20 protein-coding genes are annotated in these 24,046 nt (G+C 71.9%); 10 read left to right on the forward strand and 10 right to left on the reverse strand.

Annotated elements, in window-relative coordinates:
* Positions 1 to 9 precede the first annotated feature (9 nt).
* From ligA to gatA, 5 genes are all read left to right on the forward strand, one after another.
* The gene (ligA, locus tag QSK31_RS34860) at positions 10 to 2,112 is read left to right on the forward strand and encodes an NAD-dependent DNA ligase LigA (protein WP_285688892.1); all 2,103 of its coding nucleotides are present in this window, start codon (positions 10 to 12) and stop codon (positions 2,110 to 2,112) included.
* A 127-nt stretch (positions 2,113 to 2,239) separates the two neighbouring features.
* Positions 2,240 to 4,288, forward strand: coding sequence for a putative bifunctional diguanylate cyclase/phosphodiesterase (locus QSK31_RS34865; protein ID WP_285688893.1), 2,049 nt, complete (start codon positions 2,240 to 2,242; stop codon positions 4,286 to 4,288).
* Positions 4,289 to 4,314: 26 nt separating this feature from the next.
* On the forward strand, positions 4,315 to 4,893 hold the full coding sequence (locus QSK31_RS34870) for a DUF6245 family protein (RefSeq protein WP_285688894.1): 579 nt from the start codon (positions 4,315 to 4,317) through the stop codon (positions 4,891 to 4,893).
* A 223-nt stretch (positions 4,894 to 5,116) separates the two neighbouring features.
* Entirely contained in the window at positions 5,117 to 5,416 is a 300-nt protein-coding gene (gene gatC / locus QSK31_RS34875) for an Asp-tRNA(Asn)/Glu-tRNA(Gln) amidotransferase subunit GatC (protein ID WP_285688895.1), read from the forward strand.
* A gap of 5 nt (positions 5,417 to 5,421) precedes the next feature.
* Positions 5,422 to 6,885: an Asp-tRNA(Asn)/Glu-tRNA(Gln) amidotransferase subunit GatA gene (gatA, locus tag QSK31_RS34880; RefSeq protein ID WP_285688896.1), complete on the forward strand. Its 1,464-nt coding sequence runs from the start codon at positions 5,422 to 5,424 to the stop codon at positions 6,883 to 6,885.
* A gap of 789 nt (positions 6,886 to 7,674) precedes the next feature.
* Here gatA and QSK31_RS34885 read toward each other — a convergent pair.
* From QSK31_RS34885 to QSK31_RS34895, 3 genes are all read right to left on the reverse strand, one after another.
* Positions 7,675 to 8,331 carry a ribonuclease FAU-1 family protein gene (locus tag QSK31_RS34885; protein WP_285688897.1) on the reverse strand — a complete coding sequence of 219 codons (657 nt, stop codon included), beginning with the start codon at positions 8,329 to 8,331 and terminating at the stop codon, positions 7,675 to 7,677.
* 198 nt (positions 8,332 to 8,529) lie between these two features.
* Positions 8,530 to 9,054 carry a riboflavin biosynthesis intermediates N-glycosidase gene (ybiA, locus tag QSK31_RS34890; RefSeq protein ID WP_285688898.1) on the reverse strand — a complete coding sequence of 175 codons (525 nt, stop codon included), beginning with the start codon at positions 9,052 to 9,054 and terminating at the stop codon, positions 8,530 to 8,532.
* Positions 9,051 to 10,499 (reverse strand): M1 family metallopeptidase, encoded by a 1,449-nt coding sequence (locus tag QSK31_RS34895; RefSeq protein ID WP_285688899.1) that lies wholly within the window; start codon positions 10,497 to 10,499, stop codon positions 9,051 to 9,053. Before QSK31_RS34895 ends, ybiA begins: the two co-directional genes overlap by 4 nt.
* An 88-nt stretch (positions 10,500 to 10,587) precedes the next feature.
* Between QSK31_RS34895 and gatB the strand changes: the two genes are divergently transcribed.
* From gatB to QSK31_RS34910, 3 genes are all read left to right on the forward strand, one after another.
* Complete coding sequence (gatB, locus tag QSK31_RS34900; protein ID WP_285688901.1) at positions 10,588 to 12,081, forward strand: Asp-tRNA(Asn)/Glu-tRNA(Gln) amidotransferase subunit GatB; 1,494 nt, start codon at positions 10,588 to 10,590, stop codon at positions 12,079 to 12,081.
* A 137-nt stretch (positions 12,082 to 12,218) separates the two neighbouring features.
* On the forward strand, positions 12,219 to 12,635 hold the full coding sequence (locus QSK31_RS34905) for a VOC family protein (RefSeq protein WP_285688902.1): 417 nt from the start codon (positions 12,219 to 12,221) through the stop codon (positions 12,633 to 12,635).
* Between the two features lie 199 nt (positions 12,636 to 12,834).
* A complete protein-coding gene (locus QSK31_RS34910; protein ID WP_285688903.1) occupies positions 12,835 to 13,503 on the forward strand; it encodes a hypothetical protein in 669 nt (222 codons plus the stop codon).
* Between the two features lie 154 nt (positions 13,504 to 13,657).
* On the opposite strand, the gene QSK31_RS34915 is transcribed toward QSK31_RS34910, so the two are convergent.
* Positions 13,658 to 15,247 carry a metallophosphoesterase gene (locus QSK31_RS34915; protein WP_285688904.1) on the reverse strand — a complete coding sequence of 530 codons (1,590 nt, stop codon included), beginning with the start codon at positions 15,245 to 15,247 and terminating at the stop codon, positions 13,658 to 13,660.
* Between the two features lie 13 nt (positions 15,248 to 15,260).
* On the reverse strand, positions 15,261 to 16,430 hold the full coding sequence (locus QSK31_RS34920; protein WP_285688906.1) for a PQQ-dependent sugar dehydrogenase: 1,170 nt from the start codon (positions 16,428 to 16,430) through the stop codon (positions 15,261 to 15,263).
* 60 nt (positions 16,431 to 16,490) lie between these two features.
* On the opposite strand from QSK31_RS34920, the gene QSK31_RS34925 reads away from it, so the two are divergent.
* Complete coding sequence (locus QSK31_RS34925) at positions 16,491 to 17,417, forward strand: 2-hydroxyacid dehydrogenase (protein WP_285688907.1); 927 nt, start codon at positions 16,491 to 16,493, stop codon at positions 17,415 to 17,417.
* Here QSK31_RS34925 and QSK31_RS34930 read toward each other — a convergent pair.
* The gene (locus tag QSK31_RS34930) at positions 17,392 to 17,784 is read right to left on the reverse strand and encodes a PH domain-containing protein (RefSeq protein ID WP_285688909.1); all 393 of its coding nucleotides are present in this window, start codon (positions 17,782 to 17,784) and stop codon (positions 17,392 to 17,394) included. The genes QSK31_RS34925 and QSK31_RS34930 overlap by 26 nt on opposite strands.
* Before the next feature lie 223 nt (positions 17,785 to 18,007).
* On the opposite strand from QSK31_RS34930, the gene QSK31_RS34935 reads away from it, so the two are divergent.
* The gene (locus QSK31_RS34935) at positions 18,008 to 20,602 is read left to right on the forward strand and encodes a putative bifunctional diguanylate cyclase/phosphodiesterase (RefSeq protein ID WP_285688911.1); all 2,595 of its coding nucleotides are present in this window, start codon (positions 18,008 to 18,010) and stop codon (positions 20,600 to 20,602) included.
* On the opposite strand, the gene QSK31_RS34940 is transcribed toward QSK31_RS34935, so the two are convergent.
* Genes QSK31_RS34940 through QSK31_RS34955 form a run of 4 tightly spaced genes read right to left on the reverse strand, consistent with a single transcriptional unit; the run spans position 20,591 to position 24,003 of the window.
* Positions 20,591 to 21,751, reverse strand: a complete 1,161-nt coding sequence (locus QSK31_RS34940) for an ABC transporter permease (RefSeq protein ID WP_285688912.1) — start codon at positions 21,749 to 21,751, stop codon at positions 20,591 to 20,593. The two genes, QSK31_RS34935 and QSK31_RS34940, sit on opposite strands and share 12 nt — an antisense overlap.
* On the reverse strand, positions 21,748 to 22,422 hold the full coding sequence (locus QSK31_RS34945) for an ABC transporter ATP-binding protein (protein ID WP_285688913.1): 675 nt from the start codon (positions 22,420 to 22,422) through the stop codon (positions 21,748 to 21,750). Before QSK31_RS34945 ends, QSK31_RS34940 begins: the two co-directional genes overlap by 4 nt.
* On the reverse strand, positions 22,419 to 23,474 hold the full coding sequence (locus QSK31_RS34950) for an efflux RND transporter periplasmic adaptor subunit (protein WP_285688914.1): 1,056 nt from the start codon (positions 23,472 to 23,474) through the stop codon (positions 22,419 to 22,421). The genes QSK31_RS34945 and QSK31_RS34950 overlap by 4 nt, the downstream gene beginning before the upstream one ends.
* The gene (locus QSK31_RS34955) at positions 23,458 to 24,003 is read right to left on the reverse strand and encodes a hypothetical protein (protein WP_285688916.1); all 546 of its coding nucleotides are present in this window, start codon (positions 24,001 to 24,003) and stop codon (positions 23,458 to 23,460) included. The genes QSK31_RS34950 and QSK31_RS34955 overlap by 17 nt, the downstream gene beginning before the upstream one ends.
* Positions 24,004 to 24,046: the final 43 nt, after the last annotated feature.

Below are 24,046 nucleotides of genomic sequence, written 5' to 3' on the forward strand. Positions count from 1 at the left end.
GGTCAGACGGTGCCCAACGAGATCGAGGATCCGCCCGCCGAGGTCAGCACGGCCCATGCCGAGCTCGCCGACGAGCTGCTCGGTCATCAGTACCGGTACTACGTGCTGGACTCGCCGACCATCGCGGACGCCGAGTTCGACGAGAAGCTGAAAGAGCTCGAGGCGATCGAGGAGAAATACCCCTCGCTGCGCACACCGGAGTCGCCGACCCAGCGGGTGGGCGGCACGTTCTCCACGCTCTTCACCGCGGTCGAGCACGCCGAGCGGATGATGTCGCTGGACAACGTCTTCGACCTCGACGAGCTGCAGGCGTGGGCCGATCGCACGGTCCGGGACGCGGGCGGGCCGGTGCCGTTCATCTGCGAGCTCAAGGTCGACGGTCTGGCGATCAACCTGACGTACGAGAAGGGCCGGCTGGTCCGCGGCGCGACCCGGGGCGACGGGCGGACCGGCGAGGATGTGACCGCCAACGTCCGCACCATCCGCGAGATCCCCGAGCGGCTGACCGACGACGATCCGCCCGAGCTGCTCGAGGTGCGCGGCGAGATCTACTTCCCGGCCTCCGCCTTCGCCGACCTCAACGCCTCGCTGGTCGAGCAGGGCAAGGCGCCGTTCGCCAACCCGCGCAACGCGGCGGCGGGCAGCCTCCGGCAGAAGGACCCGCGGATCACCGCGTCGCGCGGGCTGCGCATGGTGGTGCACGGCATCGGCGCGCGAAAGGGTTTCACGCCCGATTCGCAGTCTCATGCTTACGAAGCGCTGAGGTCGTGGGGGCTGCCGACCAGTGAGCGGTGGAAACTGGTCGACGGCATGCCCGGCGTCCGGGAGTACATCGACTACTACCGCGAGCACCGGCACGACGTCGAGCACGAGATCGACGGCGTGGTGATCAAGGTCGACCCGGTCTCCATCCAGGGGCGGCTCGGCTCCACCAGCCGCGCGCCGCGCTGGGCGATCGCCTTCAAATACCCGCCGGAGGAGGTCACCACCAAGCTGCTCGACATCCAGGTCAATGTCGGGCGGACCGGCCGGGTCACCCCGTTCGCGGTGCTCGAGCCGGTGAAGGTGGCCGGTTCCACGGTCGGCCTGGCCACCCTGCACAACGCGCGCGAAGTGGAGCGCAAGGGCGTCTGGATCGGCGACACCGTGGTGCTGCGCAAGGCGGGTGATGTGATCCCCGAGGTGCTCGGCCCGGTGATCGACCTGCGGCCGGAGGACGCGCGCCAGTTCGTGATGCCGTCCGAGTGCCCGGCCTGCGGCACCCCGCTCGCTCCCGCCAAGGAGAGCGACATCGACATCCGTTGCCCCAACACCCGGCTCTGCCCGGCGCAGTTGCGCGAGCGGGTGTTCCACCTGGGCGGGCGAGGCGCCTTCGACATCGAGGTGCTCGGCTACAAGTCCGCTCAGGCGCTGCTCGACGCGCAGATCATCGCCGACGAGGGCGACCTGTTCGCGCTGACCGCCGACGACCTGAAGCGTTCGCCGTTCTTCGTCAACAAGGACGGCAGCCTGGGCAGCAACGCGACCAAGCTGCTGGAGAACCTGGAGGAGGTCAAGGGCCGCCCGCTGTGGCGGGTGCTGGTCGCCCTCTCCATCCGGCATGTCGGCCCGACCGCCGCGCAGGCGCTGGCCCGCGAGTTCGGGTCGATGGAGGCCATCGAGACGGCGATCTCGTCAGACGAGGGCGCCGAGCAGCTGTCCGCCGTCGACGGTGTGGGGCCGACGATCGCGGTCAGCCTGCGCGAGTGGTTCACCGTCGACTGGCACCGCGAGATCGTGCGCAAGTGGCGCGAGGCCGGGGTGCACATGCGCGACACGCAGACCGACGAGGGGCCGAAACCTCTGGCCGGGCTCACCCTCGTGGTGACCGGCACGCTGGCGTCCTACTCGCGCGACGCGGCGACCGAGGCGGTCACCTCTCGCGGCGGCAAGGTGAGCGGTTCGGTGTCGAAGAAGACGGCGTTCGTGGTGGTCGGCGACAATCCCGGCAGCAAGTACGACAAGGCGTTGCAGCTGAAGGTGCCGGTGCTGGACGACGACGGTTTCGCGGTGCTGCTGTCCGACGGTCCGGAGGCCGCTCGCGCGGTCGCCGAGATGGCCACGGACGAGTGAATTCTTCCACTTAGCACGTTGGGCGTCCCTTTCCGATTTGATATCTGGCGAGTCTGTTTCGCGTAGATACGTTCTCGCGTGCCTATCGTGAGGATCATCGGTCGCTCGACGCCATCGTGGAGGTCGCATGGGGACCGCACACCTGCGCCGCGCGGTGCCCGGCGCCTCCGGCGGATCCTCGGCGCCCCGGTGGCGGCTGCGCTCCCGGACCCGGTCGATCCTGGGCGCGGTGGCCGTCGCCGCCGTCGCCGAGGCGTTGCTGTGGGCGGCCTTCGGTCTGACCGGGTTGCCGCCCGCCTACTGGGTGATGGCCGCGCTGGCCGTCGCGGTGGACGCCCGGCCGTACGTGGTCGCCGACCGCCGCGCCAGCTCGGTCATCCTGCCGTCGATCTGCTTCACATTCGCGATCACGCTCGCCTGGGGCATCGTCCCCGCGCTGGCGGCCCAGATCGTCGCGGTGACGATCGCCGGGTCGCGGATGCGGCGACCGCTGCGGCGGACCGTGCACCTGATGGTCCAGCACGGCGTCGCCCTGGGAGCGGCCGCCGTCGTCGCCGCGATCTGCGGGCTCCGCCCCGGCGCCGAACCGGGCTGGGACGACGCGCTGGTCACCGTGGGCGCGGCGGGCGCGTGGATGGCCGCCCGGTACGGGCTCGCCGCGTTCGTGGCGCACTGGCGCTCGGCACCCGGCCCGCGGCGCGTCCGCCACGTGGAGCTCTTCGCCACGGCCGCACTGCTGCTGCTCGGGCCGGTCGTGCTGGCGGCCGCCACGGGCGGGCCGGCGCTCGTACCCCTGGTGCTCCTGGCCCTGCTCGCCGTCCATCGGATGGTGCGATCGGCGGGGGAGTTCGAGCGGGCCGGCCGCATCGACGCGCTGACCGGACTGCCGAACCGGCGTGCCCTCCAGGCGTCGGTCGTGGAACGGGGACTCGGGCGTGGCCTGCACCGCCCGGAACGCCAGCTCGCGTTGCTGCTCCTGGACATCGACCGGTTCCGTACGGTCAACGACGCCCTCGGGCACGCCCTGGGTGACCGCCTGCTGGTCGAGGTGGCCCACCGCCTCGCCGAGGTCGTCCCGTCGCACGACCTGGTCGTCCGCCTCGGCGGCGACGAGTTCGCCGTCCTCGCCACCCGCGTCGACGGCCCGGCCGCGGCCCGCCGCATCGCCGCGCATCTCGCCGAGGCGCTGGGCCGGCCGTTCGCGCTGGACGGCACCTCGGTCGACGTCAGCGCCTCGATCGGCATCGCCGTGCAGAACGAACGCGGATCCGACGGCGCCGCGCTGCTCCGGCAGGCCGAGGTGGCGATGTACGACGCCAAGCAGCGCGGCGACCAGATCGTCGTCTACGGCCCCGACGCCGCCCACCACTCGCCGGACCGCCTGACCCTGCTGGCCGACCTGCGCCACGCGCTGCGCGAGGACACCGGCGACGACGGCATCACGCTCTTCTACCAGCCGCAGATCGCCATCGCGACCGGCGAGGTCGTCGGGGTCGAGGCGCTGCTGCGCTGGCACCACCCGGAACGCGGGCTGGTCGGGCCCGAGGAACTGATCCGGGTGGCCGAGCACACGCCCGTCATGCGGATGCTCACCGGCCGGGTGCTGCGCGAGGTGATCGCCCAGCTGGGCGTGTGGGCGACGCTCGGCCGCCCGATCCGGGCCTCGGTCAACGTGAGCGTCCGTGACCTGCACGCCGGCGACATCGCCGAGCGGATCGCCGCGCTGCTCGCGACCTACTCGGTGGCGCCGGCGATGCTCCAGCTGGAGATCACCGAGAGCGCCCTGATGGCTGACCCGCACCGCGTCCTCAACACGATCACCAAGCTCGACCGGATGGGCGTCGCGATCAGCCTGGACGACTTCGGCACCGGCTACTCGTCCTTCCAGCACCTGCGCCGGTTGCCGCTCGCCGAGGTCAAGATCGACCGCTCGTTCGTCCTCGGGATGGCCACCGACCACAGCGACGCCGCGATCGTCGGCTCGGTCATCACCCTGGCCGCCGCACTGGGTCTGCGGGTCGTGGCCGAGGGCGTCGAGGACGAGCGCACCTGGCGCGCGCTGGCGGCGGCCGGATGCGACGCCGCGCAGGGCTGGTTCCACGCCCGGCCGATGCCCGCAGCCGAGCTGGCGACCTGGTGGTCCCGCTACCGCCCGATCCACCCCGTGCCATCGTAGATTCCGACCGGGTACCTTCTTCGGTCGTGGATGGGTTGGACGAGCAGGATGACGTGCGGACGTCGGTGCTGCGACTGGTCTCGGTGCTCAGCGTGCTGGGCGTCGGCGGCATCGCGCGCACCGAGGACGATCATCTGGACGCGATGGACGAGCTGGGCGGCCCCGACGCCTACCGCGCCTGGCTGGCCTCGGCCCTGCTGGGCGCCGCGCAGGCCGAGGCGATGACCGCCGACCGGCTGCCGCTGAGCCGCGACTCCCGCTACGCCGTCTGGCAACGCCAGCTCGAGGCGGCCGACGCGGGCACCGACAACCCGGCCCGGCGCGCCGAGCTGATCCAGTGGCAGGTCCGCCGCGCCGCCGCCCAGCTCCCGGCGATCGCCCAGGAGAACCGCGCCGACCCGATCCCGCTGGCCACCGCCCAGGCGGCCGAGGCGTTGCAGGTGCTGCTGGCGGTCGGCGCCGCCACCCGGGGCGCCGTCGAGTCGGGCGACGTCCGCCGGCTGGCCACCCAGGCCACCCGGCTGCGCGAGGCTCGCAAGGCCCTCCAGGCGGCCGTGGCCAACACCGACGTCCTCCTGGAACTGCTCGGCTCTGTTGATCTTTGAGGGTGACCACGCACGGAGAATGAAGGGTGCGCTCGGCCGTTCTGGACGCGCCAGCGGCCAGGCCGAGTGGGCCCGGCCTCGGCGTGAGCGACGGTCAGCACCACCCGCTCAGGCACGACATCCATCTCTTGATCTTGAAACCCCGCGCGGAAACGCGATGGCGGCGCGAAATAGACTTCCCCTGTCGAATGCGGAACCCGAAGCCGAACACCGGAGGACGAGCATGGCTGCCATCTCGCGCGAGGAGGTCGCGCACCTGGCCCGTCTGTCGCGGCTCGCCGTGACGGAGGAGGAGCTGGATCGGTTCGCCGGGCAGCTGGACGTCATTCTGCAGTCGGTCGCGCGCATCGGTGACGTGGCCGCCGACGACATTCCGCCCACGTCACACTCCGTGCCGTTGACGAACGTGTACCGCGACGACGTCGTGCAGCCCAGCCTCACCCAGGCCGAGGCGCTGTCCGGCGCGCCGGATCAGGCCGACGGCCGCTTCCGGGTGCCCCGGATCCTGGACGAGGAGGCCTGACCGCCGTGAGTGATCTCACCCGGATGACCGCGACCAAGCTCGCGGGCCTGATCAAGGGCGGGGACGTCTCCGCCGTCGAGGTCGCCACCGCGCACCTGGACCGGATCGAGGCGGTCGACCCGCAGGTGCACGCGTTCCTGCACGTCGATCGCGAGGGCGCGCTGGCCGCCGCCGCCGAGGTCGACGCGGGGGACAAGTCGTCGCCGCTGGCGGGTGTGCCGATCGCCGTCAAGGACGTGATGGCCACCAAGGGTGTGCCGACCACCGCCGCCTCCAAGATCCTCGAGGGGTGGCGGCCGCCCTACGACGCCACGATCGTCGAGCGGCTGCGCGCGGCGGGCACTGTGATGCTCGGCAAGACGAACATGGACGAGTTCGCCATGGGCTCCTCCACCGAGTACTCCGCCTACGGGCCCACGAACAACCCGTGGGATCTCGGGCGCATCCCCGGCGGCTCGGGCGGCGGCAGCGCGGCGTCGCTGGCGGCCTACGAGGCGCCGCTGGCGATCGGCACCGACACCGGTGGCTCGATCCGGCAGCCGGGCGCGGTCACCGGCACGGTCGGCGCCAAGCCCACCTACGGCGGCACGTCGCGCTACGGGCTGATCGCCTTCTCGTCCTCGCTGGACACCCCCGGCCCGTGCGCCCGCAACGTGGCCGACGCGGCGCTGCTGCACTCGGTGATCGCCGGCCACGACCCGCGCGACTCGACGTCCATCGCGCAGCCGGTGCCCGACGTCGTCGCCGCCGCCAAGCGGGGCAGCGAGGGCGACCTGACCGGCGTCAAGCTGGGCCTGGTCAAGGAATTCGCCGGCGACGGCTCCGAGCCGGGTGTGCTGGCCGCGTTCCGCGAGTCGCTGGACGCCCTGGTCAAGCTGGGCGCCGAGGTCGTCGAGGTGTCCTGCCCGCACTTCCAGTACGCGCTGCCCGCCTACTACCTGATCGCCCCCAGCGAGTGCTCGTCCAACCTGGCCCGCTTCGACGGCGTCCGGTACGGCCTGCGCACCGGCGACGACGGCAACCGCTCGCTCGAGGAGGTCATGTCGCTGACCCGCGAGGCCGGCTTCGGCCCCGAGGTGAAGCGCCGCATCATCCTGGGCACCTACGCGCTGTCCAGCGGCTACTACGACGCCTACTACGGCCAGGCGCAGAAGGTCCGCACCTTGATCACCCGCGACTTCGAGTCCGCCTTCGAGCAGGTCGACGTGCTGGTGTCGCCGACCACCCCGTTCGTGGCGTTCCCGTTCGGCTCGCGCACCTCGGACCCTTACCAGATGTACCTCGCCGACCTCTTCACCATCCCGACCAACCTCTACGGCGGCCCGGCGATCTCGGTACCGTGCGGCCTCTCCGAGGGCCTGCCGGTCGGCTTCCAGGTGATGGCGCCGACGATGGCCGACGACCGCATGTACCGGGTGGCGGCCGCCCTCGAGTCCGCCGTCGGCACGTTCACGCCGCCGGCTCTTTAAGACCTTTTCGGGTACGCGCGACGAAAAGCCGGCGTGGCACACACGCCGGCCAGGCGGTGGGTCATTCCCTTTGCCCCACCGCCGGTTGTCCCGCATGCTTGCGTCAGGGGTCGATCGATGGCGAGTGTCCCCGCCACGATCCCCGGCGATGTCACGGGTCGGTTCACTCTCGGGCGCCGACGACCCCGGGTGACACGCCTCTCCGGCTGATGGAGGGGACACGGCCGAGGCGGTTGCCGGTGCGCGCCGCCGCCGGGAGCCGGGCGGGCGCGGCGCTGCTCCGCCCCGGATTCCTGGCGCTGGCCGGGGTCAACGCCGCCCTCGGGGTGTTCTTCGGTTCGATCACGGTCGCGGTCACCGCGTTCACGACCGAGAGGCACATCGCGTACGCCGCGGCGATCCTGTTCGCGGTGCCGAACGGCGCGAGCCTGGCCGGCGGATGGCTGTACGGCCGTCAGCGCCCGCGCGGCGGCCTCCGGGTCCCGGCGGTGATCCTGTGTTCCGGCGGCGTGCTCGTGGCCGTCGCCGGTGGACCGCTGCTGCTCGGCGCCGGGCTGGTGGTGACCGGTCTCGTCGTCCCGGCGATCATCGCGGTCAGCGACGTGCTCGTGTCGGTGCTCGTGGACCGTTCGGTGCTGACGCAGGCATACGCCTGGACCGACACGCCCAGCGTCGCGGGTTCCTCGGCCGCGACGTCCGCGGCGGGCTGGGCGATCGACGGTGGCGGCGCCCGCAACGGCCTGCTGATCGCGGCCGCGGCCACCGCCCTCGTGGCCCTGCTGGCCTGTCTCACACGCTCGGGAAACCCTCCGGCGGGTGCGCGCTCGGGGAACCCTCCGGGGGCGCTTGCGCACTCGGGAAGTCCCGGGGAAGCGGAGGCCACGCCGGGTCCGGGCGGAAGTCGCACCACGTCCCGTCGAAGGGGAACCCCCCGGACTCGGCGAGCGCGATGACCTCCAGCCCGGCCTTGCGCACCCGCTGCTCGTCGTCGACCCAGTAGGCGCCCGGCGGCTCGGCGAGACGCGCGGCGAACACGTCCTCGTCCTTCCACGACCAGCCGCGGTCCGGCCGGATCACCACGTCGAGATCCCAGTCGACCGTGTCGAGGAAGTCACCGGCCAGCACCGCGGGGGCCTCCAGGTTGCCGTACCAGCCGTAGAACGTCCCGTCCGGACGGAAGAACCAGCGGATCGAATAGTCGCGACCGGTCGGATGCCAGCTGAGCACGCCGTGCCCGAGGCTCGTCGCGACGGGCATCCGCGGCACCGACGACCACTCCCGCAGCGACGTCTCCGCCAGTTTCCGCCCGTCCGGCATGTCGAACAGCCACCCGCGCGTCCCGGCCGGCGCCCACAACAGGATGCCGTCCTCGTCGCGCCGCACCAGATGGAAGGCGAACAGCCCGCCGAGTTGGTCACGCTGCCAGTGCCGGATGTAGACGACCACACCGCCATTCTGCCCGCCGCGCCGGCCGGCAGCGTGCGGATGATCGCATCGGACGCCAGCGGTCGGGCGCGACCAAGGCGTCATCGGCCAGGGTCGACGTCGAAGGGAGGCCCCGTGATGTTCTCGTCGCGGTGCTCGACCGCGCCGCCGACCTCAGCGCGGCGACCACCGAGCTGTGGCTACCCGTGGAACAGAGGGCTACCCGTGGAACCGAGCTGACCGGCCACCGCTTGACAGCTCTGCCCGCACTCGCATCAACGCCTCGCCCAGCAGGTTGAGCCCGCGCCACCGGGACGGGTCGGTGGCGTCCGGGTCGTCACGCGACATGCCGATGCCCCAGATCCGGTCCAGCGGGCTGGCCTCGACGAGGATGCGGTCGCCGGTGCCGAGCAGGAACGCGCGGAGATCCTCGTGGGCGCCGAACTTCGCCAGGTTGCCGGCCACCACGATGGCGAAGCGATGCTCTTTCCAGACTTCCTCGTCGAAGCCGGCCACGCGGCCGCCGAGCTTCTTCGCGGCGTGCGGATGCGGCGACTCGAGGATCCGGGCGGCCGACGACGCATCATCGAAGAGCATCGCCTTGCGCCACATCATGTAGTGCTCGGCGGTGGCGAACTCCCGGCCCTCGACCGGGAACGGTGCCGGCCACCATTGGCTCAGGCAACCGGCGCCCGCGCTGCCGTCGCGTTCCGGCTGGTGGCCCCAGAAGAACAGGAACTTCATCGGGGTGTGGTCTTCGAGTCGAGCCAGGTGTTGATGAGGCCGGTGAAGTCCTTGCCGGTCTTGGAGTTCACGAAGGCGATGAACGAGGCGCGGTCCTGGTGGGAGTTGCGCTGGGTCTGCACCCAGTCGCGGCCGAGGGCGAAGAACGCCTTGTCGCCGAGCTTGTCGTGCAACTCCTTGAGCATCGTCGCCGGGCAGATGTAGACGTTGCTTTCGGCGAAGTAGGCGGGGTTCGGCTTGCCGGGCGGGCCGGCCTTCTTGCGCAGCTTGGCGTCGGACTCGCGGAGGAAACGCTCGAGGTCGGCGTCGCTGAAACCCTCCTGGCTCTGCTGCCAGAGATATTCGGCGTACGTCGCCCAGCCCTCGTTGAGCCACAGATCCGTCCAGGTCGTGGGGGTGATCGAATCGCCGAACCACTGGTGGGCGTACTCGTGGACCAGCACGCTCTCGTACCCGGTGGCCTGCTCCTCGGTCCACTTGCCGGACACCTTGCCGCCCAGGGTGATCATCTGCTGGGTCTCCATGCCGGACACCGAGTCGACCATCAGCACACCGCCGGTCGGGAACGGATACTTACCGAACCGCTTCTCCAGCCAGGACAGCGCGGCGGGCGACTTCTTGAGCACGGTGAGCATGTCGTCGTCGGTCCCGGGCCGGGTCCAGTAGGTGAGCGGGACGCCGTCCGGGCCCTTGGCCGTGGTCTTCCGGTACTTCCCGGCGGCCATCGTCACCAGGTAGCTGGCGACCGGGTCGGCGCTGGAGTAGGTGAACGTGTTGCCGGTCACCTTTCCCGGCGTGCCGCTGGCCACCCCGGTCCAGCCCTTCGGCACCGTCACCGCGATGTCGTAGAGCGCCTCGTCGGACGGGTGCTCGTTGGCCGGGTACCAGGTGAGCGCGCCCCACGGCTCCTGCATGGTCCAGAGCGAGCCGTCCTTGGTGACGTGCATGCCCAGGCCCTCGTTCGAGTCGCCTCGACGGGACGGCATCGGCACCGTCCTGGGCGTGCCGTGGTAGCCGACGACCAGCGTGACCGGCTGGTCGGCGACCAGCGTGGCCGGGACGATGAGTTTCTCCTTGGCGACCGAACCCTGCGCGGCGGCGCCGTCGATGGTGATCTTGTCGACGGTCAGGCCGGTGAAGTCCAGGATGATCTCGGGCGCCGCCGTGGTCGGGCGGATGCGCAGCGTGGCGGTGCCGGTCAGGGTCCTGGTGGCGGGCGCCCACGCCAGTGCCAGGTCGTAGTGCAGCACGTCGAGCACCGGGTTGCCGCGCTCGGGGTAGAGCTTGTCGGCCACCGGCGTCGACCTCCCGGCGTCCCAGGTGGCGTAGTCGGCCGCGGCCACCGCCGGCGGCGCGGACGAGGGCGTGACGGTGACCGGCGAGCTGGGGGCTGGGGTGGTGCAACCGGTCAGCACGAGAGTCAGGACGAGAGGGGCGCGGCGCATGGCGGAGACCGTACCCAAACGATCTTGAATTGTGGGGGCAGTTTCCACCCGCGGAAAAACTGTCGGTGCCGCCTACTAGGCTTGCCCCATGACCGCCACGACCCTGCCGTCCTACGACGACGCGATCAGCCGTTACGAGCCTGTCATCGGCCTCGAGACGCACGTCGAGCTGGGGACCAGGACGAAGATGTTCTGCGGCTGCCCGACCGAGTTCGGCGCCGAGCCGAACACGCAGGTGTGCCCGGTCTGCCTGGCCCTGCCCGGCGCGCTGCCGGTCGCCAACCGGGCCGGCATCGAGGCGACCATCCGGATCGGCCTGGCGCTCAACTGCGACATCGCGGCCTGGTGCCGGATGGCGCGGAAGAACTACTTCTACCCGGACATGCCCAAGAACTTCCAGACGTCGCAGTACGACGAGCCGCTGTGCACCGACGGATACGTCGACGTCGAGATCGACGGCGAGACCGTGCGGATCGGCATCGAGCGCGTGCACCTGGAGGAGGACACCGGCAAGACGCTGCACGTCGGCGGCGCCACCGGCCGGATCCACGGTGCCACCGAGTCGCTGGTCGACTACAACCGCGCCGGCATCCCGCTGGTCGAGATCGTCACCAAGCCGGTCCCGGGCATCGGCGCGCGGGCGCCCGAGGTGGCCCGGGCCTACGTGACCGAGCTGCGCGACATCATCCGCTCGCTGGGCGTCTCCGACGTCCGGATGGAGCAGGGTTCGCTGCGCTGCGACGTGAACACCTCGCTCAACCTGCCCGGCGCGGAGTGGGGCACCCGCACCGAGACCAAGAACGTCAACTCGCTGCGGTCGGTGGAGCGCGCGGTCCGCTCGGAGATCATCCGGCAGGCCGGCCTGCTCGACAACGGCGTCCGCATCATCCAGGAGACCCGGCACTTCCAGGAGGACACCGGCGATACCCGCACCGGTCGTTCCAAGGAGGAGGCGACCGACTACCGCTACTTCCCCGAGCCCGACCTGGTGCCGATCGCGCCCGACCCGGCGTGGGTCGAGGAGCTGCGGGCGGCCCTGCCGGAGCGACCCAGCGTCAAGCGGGCCCGGCTCGGCGAGGACTGGGGCATCAGCGCGCTCGACATGCAGTCGATCGCCAACGCCGGCGCGGTCGAGCTGATCGAGGAGACCATCGCCGCCGGCGCCTCACCGGCGGGCGCGCGCAAGTGGTGGATGGGCGAGCTGGCCCGCCGCGCCAACGAGACCGGCACCGAGCTGTCCGCGCTCGGGGCGACCCCGGCGCAGGTCGCGCAGCTCCAGGCGCTGGTCGACGAGGGCAAGCTCAACGACAAGCTGGCCCGCGCGGTGCTCGAGGGCGTGGTGGCCGGCGAGGGTGACCCGGCCGACGTGATGGCGGCCCGCGGCCTCGGCGTGGTCTCCGACACGGGCGCGCTGCAGGCCGCCGTCGACGAGGCCATCGCCGCCAACCCCGACGTCGCCGCCAAGATCCGCGACGGCAAGGTCGCCGCGGCGGGTGCGCTGGTGGGCGCGGTCATGAAGACCACGCGCGGCCAGGCGGATGCCAAGACCGTCCGCGAGCTGATCTTGGCGCGTCTTTCCTGAAACCGTTCTTTGACTACGCGCGACTGAACGGCCGGCGTGGCACACACGCCGGCCGAGCGGTGGGTCACCCCCGGTGCCCCACCTCCGGGTTGTCCCGGGTGGTTTCCGGCCCGGGCTGCCGGGAAACATGACCGATCGTGGTCGACTACCCGCAGATGCTGCACACCGTCTTCGACACCCCGAACGCCCGTGAGCTGGCCGAGTTCTACCGCCACCTGCTGGGCTTGCAATACCGGCCGGGTGACGAGCCGCCCGCGGACGCCGCCGCCTCCGACGACCCCGACTGGCTGGTCCTGGTCGACGACGTGGGCGCCCGCAAGCTCGCCTTCCAGCGCAACAGAGAGATGAAGCCGCCGACCTGGCCCAAGCCCGACGTCCCCATGCAGTTGCACGTCGACTTCACGGTGCCGTCCGTCGAGGAGTTGCAGCGCCAGCGGGCCCGAGCCGAGTCCCTGGGCGCGACGATCCTGCTCGACCGCACCGGCGACGAGGACGAGCCGCTCTACGTCTTCGCGGACCTGGCCGGCCACCCGTTCTGCATCTTCGTCGCCTAACTGTCGGCGCCCGCCGTGTGACCGCGTCCGCCGTGTGACCGCGTCCGCCGTGTGACCGCGTCCGCTGCGTGGCCGCGCCTGCTTCGGCCTGGTCCTCCGGTTAGGTGGGCCACTTGCCCGGACCGCCTATATTGACGCCCGTCGAGTAAGGGCGGTTCGGGTGGTCGCGGCGGCGGAGCAGGGTGCGGGCCACGGCCCGGTGCGCGTCACTGTGTTCGTCGTTCTGCTGCTGCTCGCTCTCGCGGCGCTCGTCATCGGGCCGATCATGGGCGACCAGTCGCGCGACGGCGACTTCGGCTGGCTGTGGTGGATCGCAGGCGCGTTCGTGCTCGGCGGGATCGCGACGGCGGTGCTGTCGGTTCCCGCGGTCCTCTGGTACGTGGTGGCCTGGGCCGGTCTGGCGGTCGTCGCCGGGGTGTTCCAGGGCTTCGGCTTGTTGATCGAGGTGGCCGGTGACTTCCCTGCGGCATCGTCGGCCGGCGGGTTCGTGCTCGGCGGCCTTTTCCTGATCGGCGCCCCGGTCGCCGCGCTCACCGGGCATCCGTGGTGGGCGCTGATCGGTCTCGTCCTGGCGGTGAACGCCATCGGGCTGCCCGCGTTGTGGCTGCTGGAGGACGGTGACCTGGCCGAACGGCGGGCGTGGGCCGTGGTGATCGCGGCCGGGTCCGCTCTGGCGGTCGTCGGGCTCGCCTTGACCGTGCTGGGTCCGTGGACCGCGCTGACCGTCGGCGGCAATGTCTTCCCGCGCGTGCTGGGCGCGCTGACGTGCGTGTTCTTCGGCGGTTCGGGGTTATGGGGCGTGACGGTGGTGGTCTCGCTCTACCGGCGGAATTACCCGGCCCGGCCGGTGGGTGGGCGGAGGCGGTGACCCACCGGGCCCGGCCAGTGGGTGACCCACCGGGCCCACCCACCGGGCCCACCCGGCGGGTGGGCAGAGGCGGTGACCCATCGCCTGGCCGGCGTGTGTGCCACGCCGGGTTCAAACGTCGTGCGTATCCGAAAAGGGTTTGCCGTAAGGGTTTTCAGGGGCCGGAGCGGGACGGGGTGATCGGCGTGACGCCGGAGTGGACGCTCGGGTTGGTGGTGGGCTCGGGCTCCTGGCCGATCACCTTGCGCTCCAAGGTCACCTGGGACTTGCCGGTGCCGCCGAGCTGGATGTCGTCGTAGGCCTTGAGTTCGTGCAGTTCGTCGAAGTACAGGACGGACATCTGGATCGGGGTCGGCTCCTCCGCCTCCAGGCCGCGCAGGCCCGCGCCGCCCGTTGAACCCTCGACCATCAGGCGGGTCTCCTGGATCTCCGAGGGCGTGGCCGGTGCGGAGGGCGCGGCGGATCCGGGCGGCAGGACGACCGGCCTGGGCAGGATGCTCACCTGGCGGCGGTGCAGATGGCCGGCCAGGACGAGGGGAACCGTGCCGGACAGCGGCGGCGCCATCGCCGGATCGTGGACCAGGGCCACGTCGACGCCGCCGGGCTGGGACTCGATCGTGGCGGCCAGCTGCTCGCCGGCGCGGACCAGCGGGGACGACGACGGGCCGTCGGCGTTGCCCACGACGGGCGCGGGGTCGTTGCTCTTGTCGGGGGTGAACTCGGGGTCGGCGATGCCCGCGATGGTCAGGCCGCCGACCGAGGTGACGGTGTCGTCGAGGACGCGCACGTTGGACTGGCGGCGGACCGCGGCCTCGGTGGCGATCGAGTCGTGGTTGCCGCGGACGTAGATGTACGGCGCGCCGATCGAGGCGATCTCCGAAACGTACGTGTCCTCGGTGGTCGAACCCCAGTCGACGATGTCGCCGGTGTCCACCACGGCATCGATGTCGAACTGCTTCACCACGGTGCGGATGATGTCCCACGAGGCCGGGTTCAGGTGCAGGTCGGAGACGTGCAGAATGCGGGTGGAGTTGGCGTCCGGCTCGTAGACCGGCAGGCTGGACACCGTGGCGTAGATGCGGCTCACGTTGCTGACGATCTGGGCCAGCTGGTCGGCGTACCGGCCGTAGTTGTCCGCGATCCGCCGCGCGTCACCGACCACCGCGGGGGCGTTGACCAGCAGACCCTCGTAACGCGGTTCGCTGATCGAGTCGGGCCGCAGTGTGCCCGCCGCCAGGCCCATGCTGCCCGCGGTCACCGCCAGGGCGAGCCCCCCGGACCAGGCCATCCGCCGGGTGCTGCGGAAAACCAGGGCGGCCAGCAGCATCGACGTGAGCACGGACGCGCCGAGCGCGCGCAGCACCAGCTTGATCACGCCCTGGGTGACGTCGTCGACCGCGCTCTGACCGGCCGCGCTGATCGCCGTCGGGTCGTCGATCAGCGCCTCGGTGCGTCCCTGGTCGAGCGAGCCCAGGTTGACCTTGAGGTGGATGGGACCCTTATGGCTGTCCAGGTGCAGCGACCCGAGCGGTGGGATGTCCACCTCGGTGCCGCCGGAGAACGACGGGCTCACCGACATCTCGGCGCGGAACGGGCCGACGCCCACCTCGGAGTGTGCGAGCAGGAGCGTGCCGACCACGGTGCCCACCACGCTGACCAGGGTGATCGTCGCGCCGAGACGGATGCGGTGTGCCCAGCGGCTTCGCAGCGCAGGCCGCACGTACCTGTTCAAGAGTGAGCGCATCAGAACCAAGACCCTAGCTGCGGCCGGCCCCGCCGTCGGTGAAGACGAGCCGGATGATGCGGTCGTCACCGGGTTTCGGCTCGCCGCCGCGTTCCTGGTTCGACGTGGCCACCCAGAGCGAGCCGTCGGGGCCGGCGACCAGGCCACGCAGCCGGCCGTACTCGCCTTTGAGGAGGTCCCGCGGCTGCCCGATCAGGGTGCCGTTGCCGGTGGTGCTGACCATCCAGATCCGCTGGCCGAGCAGGCAGGCGGTGGCGATGGTGCGTTCCAGCACCGCGACCCCGGCGCAGGACGAGTCAGTGACCGGCCAGGTGACCAGGGGGTTGGTGAACTTGGCGTTCGGCGAGTCGCCGTCCGCGGCGGGCCAGCCGTAGTTCTTGCCCTTGGTGATCACGTTCAGCTCGCCGCTGGTGATCTGGCCGGTCTCGCTCGCGTACATCCGCTTGGCGCTGTCCCACGCCATGCCGAGCACGTTGTGGTGGCCGGACGACCAGACCAGCGACGTCTTCACCGGGTTGCCGGGGGCGGGCTTGCCCGCCACGGTCATGCGGAGGATCTTGCCGCCGGTGCTTTTCGGGTTCTGTGCCAGCGTGCCGGCCTCGGTGGCGTCCGCCGTGCCGACGTAGAGGTAGCCGTCGGGGCCGAAGGCGATCTGGCCGCCGTTGGCCGTCTCGGAGCGGGGGAGGCCGGTGAGGACGGGCGTGACCTTGCCGCCGAGCTGGAGCTTGCCGACCCGGTTGTCCTTGGCGGTGGTGTAGTAGACGTACACCGTCTTGTCCTGGGCGTACTTCGGCGACACCGCGATGCCGAGCAGGCCGCCGTCGCCGGTGCTCACCGGCTCGGTCAGCCGCTGCACCTCGGCCACCTTGAGGCCGTCGGCGTCCGACTCCGGGCCCACCTGGAGGATCCGGTGGGTGTCACGCTCGGTGACCAGGGCGCCGCCGTCCGGCAGGAAGGCCATGCCCCATGGCACGTCCAGACCTTTGGCCAGCACGGTGACGGCGACCTCCTGCTCGTCGCCGCCGGGGGAGCCGGGCGAGGCGGAACCGGACGGCGCCGACGGCGTGGGCAGGTTGGGCGGTTCGCCCGCGACATCTGGGTCGGGCGGCCCGAACGCGCATGCCGACGTGACGGCCATGGTGGCGGCGAGCACGACGGCGACGCTGCGGACGCGAGGCGACATGGGGTCCAGCGTAGCCGCGCGCCTGAGCGGTTACCGCCGGTGACCCGTAGGGTTGGGGCCGTGAAGGTGTGGATCGCTCATGAGAAGGGGCGCGGCCTGCTCGGCGAGCTTCCGGCCGGCGCCGTCGTCGAGGTGTGTACGGACGCCGAGTCGCTGCCGTCCGATCCGGCGGACGTGGAGTTCTGGGTGCCGCCGTTCCTGGCCGGCCCGGACGCCGCCGCCCTGCTGGCCAAGCTCGGCGGGCTGCGCGTGATCCAGTTGCTGTCCGCGGGCGCCGACGCGTGGATCGGCCGGGTGCCGTCGCAGGTCACGCTCTGCGACGGGCGGGGTGTGCACGATTCGCCGATGGCCGAGTGGGTGGTGGGTGCGGCGATCGCCATGATGCGCGAGTTCCCCGCGTTCGCCCGCGCGCAGGAGCGCGGCGACTGGTCGTACGCCGGGCTGACCCCGACCCGTGAGCTGACCGGGTCGCGTGTGCTGATCGTCGGCGCCGGGTCGATCGGCGCGGCGATCGAGCGTCACCTCGCCCCGTTCGACGTGACGATCACCAGGGTGGCCCGCACCGCCCGCCGCGACCAGCGTGTGCACGGCGTCGAGGACCTGCCGCGGCTGCTCCCGGACGCCGATGTGGTGGTTCTGATCGTGCCGCTCACCGAGCAGACGAGGGGCATGGTCGATGCGGCGTTCCTGGCCGCCATGCCGGACGGCGCCGTGCTGATCAACGGCGCCCGTGGCCCGGTGGTGGACACCGCCGCGCTGCTCACCGAGGTGACGCCCGGCCGGATCTCGGCGGCCCTGGACGTGACCGACCCGGAGCCGCTGCCACCCGACCACCCGTTGTGGCGGCTGCCGAACGTCTTCATCACCCCGCACGTCGGCGGTTCGGTGCGCGGGATGCTGCCGCGGGGATACGCGCTGGCCGGCGACCAGTTACGCCGGTACGCCGCCGGTGCGGACCTGATCAATCAGGTGTCGGGGGATTACTGACCTCCTGGCCGGCCGCGGCCAGCACGGCCGGCAGGTTGGCCGTGGTCACGCCACTCAGGCGCAGGACGTTGCCGGTGACGAGCAGGGCGGACACCCGGCCCTGCTCGTCGGGGGCCAGCTCGGCCACCTCGTCCCAGCTCACCGTGGTCGAGCCGAAGAGGGCTCGGACCCGCAGCCGGTCGGGGTAGACGTCGGTGCCCGCACGCAGTGCCCACACGAACACGGCCAGGGGAATCAGCAGGATGGGCGACAGCGCCCAGCGCGCGCCCGCGATCGGCAGCGTGCCCACCAGTGCGATCACGCTCGCGACCAGCAGGGCGCCGGATCTGCGTACGCGCAGCACAGGCTTGCGGCTCACAGAACTCATCCTCCCACCCCCGCCGTTTCGGTCAGGATTTGCCCCCGACAGGGTCAAGACCCGGGTCTCGCGTTTGACCCGCGCCCGTCCATACCCGACGATCCGAACATGCAAGGGGTGATGACCGACCCGTAACCTGATCGGGGGATGCGCGTTAGCCGATGCGGGTGGATTGACCTCGCCTCTCGCGCCACCCTCCCCTGACTCGACCCAGTGCTGGAGACCCACCGCCGTGCCATCGACCCGTTTCGTCGTCGTGCCGGGCGCCTCCGCGTTTGTGCTGCTGGCCGGCGTCGCCGGGCTGATCGCCCCGCTGCCCGCGCTGGCTCTCGGCGTCGGCGTCACCGCACTGTGGGCGTTCGGCCTCCTGGGCTGGACCTCGTTCCAGATGCACCGGGCGGCCGGCGGGGTCTTCGCCGAGTGCCGGGGCGCCGGGTTCGTCGCGCTGGGTGCGGTCTGCGCCGGGCTCACCGCCGCCGCGCCCCTGGTGATCAGCGGGCGCGTCACGATCTTCGTCACGGTCGGTCAGGGTCTGAGCGCGCTGTTCTTCATCCTCGGGTCGATGCTGCTGCCCGGCGAGTCGGCCTCGATGCCGGTCCGGTTGCGGCGCGCCTTCGACGGGCTGGGCCTGGGCATCAGCCTGGCCTTCGCGGCCTGGCTGATCACCCCGATGCACGACTCGACACCGACCGAGCTCGGGTCGACGCTGTGCTCGGCGGCCGGTGTCGCGATCGTCGCGGTGTCGGTGGTGCGGGCGAAGCCGTACCGGAAAGCGATCTTGATCTGTGGCTCGGGGGCGGTCGTCGCGCAGATCGGCATGTGTGTCGTCGCCAACCTGCTCTCCTTCGGACACCTCGGGCCGCTGGTGCCGCTGTTCGCGCTGCCGGTGATCGGCGGGCTGGGGCTGGTCGCCTACGGCGGCTCCGGGCGCAGCACGACCCCGCCGGCGTACGGCGACTCCCGCGAGCCCGACCAGTACCTGACCGGCTACCCGCTGCTGGCCGTGCCCGCCGCGATCGGCGTGGTGGCCGCGATCGTCCACCTGCTGACCGTCGGCACCTTCGACCCGGTGGCGATCGGGCTCGGCCTCACCATGGTCGGCATCCTGAGCCTCCGTGAGCTGCTCGTGGTCCGCGACATCCGGCGGTACGCGGGCCAGCTCAAGACGAAGGAGGCGCACTTCCGTTCGCTGGTCGCCGGCGCCACCGACCTGACCCTGGTGCTCGACGAGGACCTGTTGGTGACCTGGCAGTCGCCGGCCGCCGCCCGGCTGTTCGGGCTGGCCGAGCACGAGGTGGTGGGCCGCAACTTCCGGGCGCTGATCCACCCCGACGACGTGGCCGAGGCGCAGTCGGTGATCCGTTCGGTGCTGGAGGGCGAGCATGCGGACGGGCCGCCCGCCCTGATCGCCGCGCGGCTCAAGGACGGCCACCAGATCTGGCGGGACACCGAGTCCACGGTGTCCGATCAGCGGTCCGTGCCCGAGGTGGCCGCGCTGGTGGTGCACGTCCGGGACGTCGGCGAGCGGCGGCAGCTGGAGCGCAAGCTGCACCGGATGTCGTACACCGACCAGCTCACCGGCCTGGCCAACCGCCGCGCTCTGATGCGTGACCTGCTCGAGTACCGCCGCCGCCCGGGCCAGCAGGGCACCCTGCTGGTGATCGACCTGCACGGACTGGCCGAGATCAACGACTCGAAGGGCCGGGCGACCGGCGACGCGGTGCTGATCGAGGTGGGCCGCCGGATCCGCGGCCTGCTCGGCGACGAGGACATGGCCGCGCGGCTGGGCGGCGACGAGTTCGCGGTGCTGACCGCGGACGGCGCGGTTCTGGCGTACGCCCTGGCCACCCGCATCGTGACCCTGCTGGTGGAGCCCTACCAGCTGCCTGGCGCGATCGTCGACCTGCACACCAGCGTCGGCCTGGCCGAACTGACCGGCGGCAAGGACTCCGACGAGGTGATGCGGCACGCCGACCTGGCCCGCAGCCGCGCACGCCAGCTGGGCCGGGACCGGGTCGAGTGGTACGACACCGACGTCGAGGACCAGCTGCACCGGCGGATGGACCTGGAACAGCAGCTGCTCGACGCCGCCGACAACGGCGAGCTCGACCTCGTCTACCAGCCGGTGGTCAGCCTCAAGGACCGGCTGCCGGTGGGCGTCGAGGCGCTGCTGCGCTGGCGGCACCCGAAGCTGGGCACGATCATGCCGGCCGAGCTGCTGCCGATCGCGCGGGCCGTGGGCATCTCCGCCGACCTCGACGAGTGGGTGCTGGACACCGCCTGTCACCAGCTGGACACCTGGTCGACCGGGGACACCGACTTCTGGCTGTCGATCAACGTCTCGCCCAAGGAACTGCTCACCGGTTTCACCGGGCGGGTCGAGACGATCCTGCGCCGCCACAAGCTGCCGCCGGAGCGGCTGGTGGTCGAGGTGGCGGAGACGTGGATCGCCGAGGACGTCCCGGCGATCGTGGCGGCTCTGGCCGGGCTTCGCAAGCTGGGCGTACGCGCGGCGCTGGACGACTTCGGCGCCGGTCACGCGTCGTTGTCCCACCTCCGGCGCCTCCCGGTCGACGTGCTGAAACTGGACCGTGTCCTGGTCAACACGCCGACCGAGGCGAACAGCGCGGCGGTCCTGGGCGTCGTGGTCAGTCTGGGCAAGCGGCTCGGCCTGGAGATCGTCGCCAAGGGACTGGAGTCCGACGAGGAGATCACCCGCGCCCGGGAGGCCGGATGCCTGTACGGCCAGGGGTTCGCCCTGGCCCGCCCGGCGCCCGCGGAGCGCATCGAGGCGTACCTGGAATCACACCGGGCCTCACAAACCTAGGGCTTCGGTGGGCGGGAGGCCGGCGGCGCGCATCGCCGGGTAGCCGCCCGCGAGGACACCGACCACCACGGAACCGGCGATCGCGGCGCCCATCATGGTCAGTGGCACGATCGGCGGCCAGGCCTGGTGTACCGCGTACGCGACGGTGGCCGCCGCACCCAGTGCCGTGCCCGCCACCGCGCCGAGCATCGACAGCGCCACCGACTCGGCGAGGAACTGGGCGCGGATCTGCCCGCGGTGCGCGCCCAGGGCCCGCCGCAGACCGATCTCCCGGCGTCGTTCGAGCACCGAGATCACCATCGTGTTCGCCACCCCGATCGCGCCGACCAGCAGCGCCACCCCGGCCAGTCCGAGGAACAGCGCGGAGAACGTCGTCTCGGTGGCCCGTTTCGCCGCCAGCGCGTCGGACGGGCGGCTCACCCGGACCAGGCCCGGCGTACGCGGATGGATCGTCGCCGCCAGCACCGCGCGGACGTCCTCCACCGCCTGGTCGTCCGCCTGGACATAGAGGACGGTCGGGTGGCCGTCGAAGCGCAGCAGGTCCCGGGCGGCGTCCCAGCCGACCAGCGCCGCGCGGTCGATCTCCGGCGCCAGCGGGATCGGCCGGAGCACGCCGATCACCGCGAACCGCCGCCCCGCGATCACCACCAGCTCATGGTGGGAGACCGTCGTGATCCCCAGCCGGCTCGCCGCCTCGGCGCCCAGCACGACGGTGGGGAACTTCTCCGTGGCGCGGTCGAGGAACCGGCCCGAGCCGACGCGTCCGCCCAGCACGTCCAGCAGGTCCGGCCGCGCGGCCAGGACCGCGGTGCCGGGCGATGCGCCGCTGCGGGTGGTGCGGCTGATCGGCTGGTGGGTGTTGGCGACCGCGGTGGCGGCGCTGACCGGGCCGATCCGCCGGACCATCGCGACCGACTCCGCCGGGAGCAGCACCGGCGGCTGCTGGTCGGGCATCGCGGTGGCCTGCAACAGACCGGTGCCCAGCTTGTCCATCTCGGCCAGCAGCGCGGCCCGGCTCGACGCGGGCACGCCGGTGACGACGACCATTGTGGCGACGCCGATCGCGATGCCCAGGGCCGAGAGCGCCGCGCGCGCCTTCCGGGTACGCAGCCCGACCAGTCCCACCGACAGCAGATCGAGCGGGCTCACGACGCGGTGTCCCGCACGATGCGCCCGTCGTGCAGCTCGACCCGGCGCGGCAGGGCGGCGGCGATCTCCCGGTCGTGCGTGATCACCGCGATCGTGGCCCCCTCATGGTTCAGCGTCGTCAGCAGCTCCATCACGGCCTGCCCGGTACGGCTGTCCAGCGCACCGGTCGGCTCGTCGGCCAGCACCAGCGCCGGGCCGTTGACCAGCGCGCGGGCGATCGCGACCCGCTGTTTCTCGCCGCCGGACAGCTGCCGCGGCAGGTGGGCGAGCCGATGACCGAGGCCGACCCGGCCGAGCGCCTCGACGGCTCGGGCCCGCCGGTGCCGTCGCGCGACGCCCGCGTAGAACAGGCCGGTCGCCACGTTCTCCACCGCGGTCAGCCCGTCGATCAGGTGGAACTGCTGGAAGACGAAGCCCAGCCGGCGGCCGCGGAGCCGGGACAGGCGGCGGTCGCGGAGGCGAGCCACGTCCTCGCCGGCCAGCTCGACCGTTCCCTCGGTGGGCCGGTCCAGGGTGCCCATCACGTGCAGCAGCGTCGACTTGCCGGAACCGGACGGGCCGACGATGGCGAGCAGTTCGCCCGGTTCGATGCGCAGCGACACCCGGTCCAGCGCGGTGACGCCGCCGGCGTACCGCATGCTCACGTCCCGGACCGCCAGCACCGCGGTCATGAGGTCGTCACCACGGTCATGCCCTCGTCGAGGCCGTCGCCGCTGACCTCGACCCGGCCGTCGGCGAAGAGGCCGGTCTCGACCGGGACCAGGCCGCCGTCCGGGCGTTGCACGGCATACCCGCCCTCCAGCACCGCGAGCAGCGCGCCGACCGGCACGATCAGGACGTCCGCCCGGGTCTGCCCGGCCAGGTCGACCTGCACCGGCGCGGCGTCCAGGCGCTCCGCCTTCTTCGCGTCGTCGAGGGTCACGGTGACCGCGGTCCGGGGCGGGCCGTCGCCGTCGTCGGGTGTCTGGGCGACGGTGCCGACCCGGGTGACCTTCGCGGGCGCCCGGGCGCCGTCCGGCAGGGTCACCGTGACCCGGTCGCCGCGCTTCACCGACCCCGTGTTGGCCGCGTCGAGCTGGACGGTCACCACCTTGGCGGTGCCGGTGACCGACATCAGGTCGGCGGAGACCTCGGCGCCCACCGCGGCGGCCAGTGCGGCCACGCGGACCTTCCCGCGCTGGATCGCGACGTCGCCGGGCGCGAGCTTTCCGGTCGGTGTCAGACCGGCCGTGCGCTGCCAGCGTTTGACGGCGTCGATCAAAGACGCGGTCAGGACGCCCGCGCCGTCTCCCGCGTACGGCTGGTCGCCGGTCCGGTAGCCCAGGGCGCGGAGGTTGTCCACGATGACGCGCACGTCCCGGCCGGTCAGGTCCGCCCGGTCCAGTGGCCGGAACAGCGGGGTCGTGCCGTAGAACAGCGGCACCGGGCGGTCGTCGCGGCGGTACAGCGGCTGACCGCGCTTCACCACCGCGCCGGGCGAGGGCAGCCAGGTCACCGTTCCCGTACCAGCGCCCTTGATCGTCGCGCTGCTGCCGTAGCCGAGGTCGCCGGAGACCGTGCGGACGTCGGACAGGTCGCCGCGCTCGACCGTCACCGTGGCGGCGGGCGGTCCCTCCGGCTCGGCCTTCGCCGTGACCCGGGGCGGCAGGAACCGCCAGCCCGCCACGGCCAGCCCGGCCAGCACCAGGACGACGACGGCGAGCAGGCTAGCCCTTCTTGCCATTGAACGACCGCACCTCGCACTGCTCGGTGACCGCCTCGGCGTTCGGGAACTCGCCCCACTTCGGGCCGGGCGACCAGCCGTCCGCGCCCTTGTTCACGTCGTCACCGTGGTCCTTGAGGCACTGCCAGAACTTGTCGTTGTCCTCCTCGTAATATGGGTTCGTCGCCGCCGCCTTCTCCGGCGCCTGCTGCGGCAGCATGTTGTCGCACGCCTTTTTGATCTTGGGCGTGTCGGACTGGATCTTGCTCTCCGCGCCGGCCCACATCCAGGTGCCGTCGGCCTGCTGCGTCATCGGCACGCCGTTGTCGTGCAGGCACTTCAGGTAGACGCTGAACAGCGCCTCCTCCTCCGCGTTGGTCATGTCGACGCGGATCACCGGCGGGCCGTTCGCCGCCGATGGTGACGGGGCCGCCGCCTCGCTCTTGAAGGACGCCACCTTCGGCGGCTCCTTCTCGGCGGTGGACGCGCAAGCGGTCAGGGCGCACGCGACGGAGGCGAGCAGGGCGGTCATCCGTACCGGAATGGGCATGGCCGGAGAGTCTGGAGCGCCGCCTTCAAACCGCCGTCAGGCG

This window comes from Actinoplanes sp. NBRC 103695 (assembly GCF_030269485.1).
GTDB lineage: Bacteria > Actinomycetota > Actinomycetes > Mycobacteriales > Micromonosporaceae > Actinoplanes.

Excerpts from the sequence above, each read along its gene's own strand:
- QSK31_RS34865 (WP_285688893.1), top strand. The coding sequence starts at position 2,240 with ATGGGGACCGCACACCTGCGCCGCGCGGTGCCCGGCGCCTCCGGCGGA.
- gatC (WP_285688895.1), top strand. The coding sequence starts at position 5,117 with ATGGCTGCCATCTCGCGCGAGGAGGTCGCGCACCTGGCCCGTCTGTCG.
- ybiA (WP_285688898.1), bottom strand. The coding sequence starts at position 9,054 with ATGAAGTTCCTGTTCTTCTGGGGCCACCAGCCGGAACGCGACGGCAGC.
- QSK31_RS34895 (WP_285688899.1), bottom strand. The coding sequence starts at position 10,499 with ATGCGCCGCGCCCCTCTCGTCCTGACTCTCGTGCTGACCGGTTGCACC.
- gatB (WP_285688901.1), top strand. The coding sequence starts at position 10,588 with ATGACCGCCACGACCCTGCCGTCCTACGACGACGCGATCAGCCGTTAC.
- QSK31_RS34915 (WP_285688904.1), bottom strand. The coding sequence starts at position 15,247 with ATGCGCTCACTCTTGAACAGGTACGTGCGGCCTGCGCTGCGAAGCCGC.
- QSK31_RS34920 (WP_285688906.1), bottom strand. The coding sequence starts at position 16,430 with ATGTCGCCTCGCGTCCGCAGCGTCGCCGTCGTGCTCGCCGCCACCATG.
- QSK31_RS34930 (WP_285688909.1), bottom strand. The coding sequence starts at position 17,784 with ATGAGTTCTGTGAGCCGCAAGCCTGTGCTGCGCGTACGCAGATCCGGC.
- QSK31_RS34945 (WP_285688913.1), bottom strand. The coding sequence starts at position 22,422 with ATGACCGCGGTGCTGGCGGTCCGGGACGTGAGCATGCGGTACGCCGGC.
- QSK31_RS34950 (WP_285688914.1), bottom strand. The coding sequence starts at position 23,474 with ATGGCAAGAAGGGCTAGCCTGCTCGCCGTCGTCGTCCTGGTGCTGGCC.
- QSK31_RS34955 (WP_285688916.1), bottom strand. The coding sequence starts at position 24,003 with ATGCCCATTCCGGTACGGATGACCGCCCTGCTCGCCTCCGTCGCGTGC.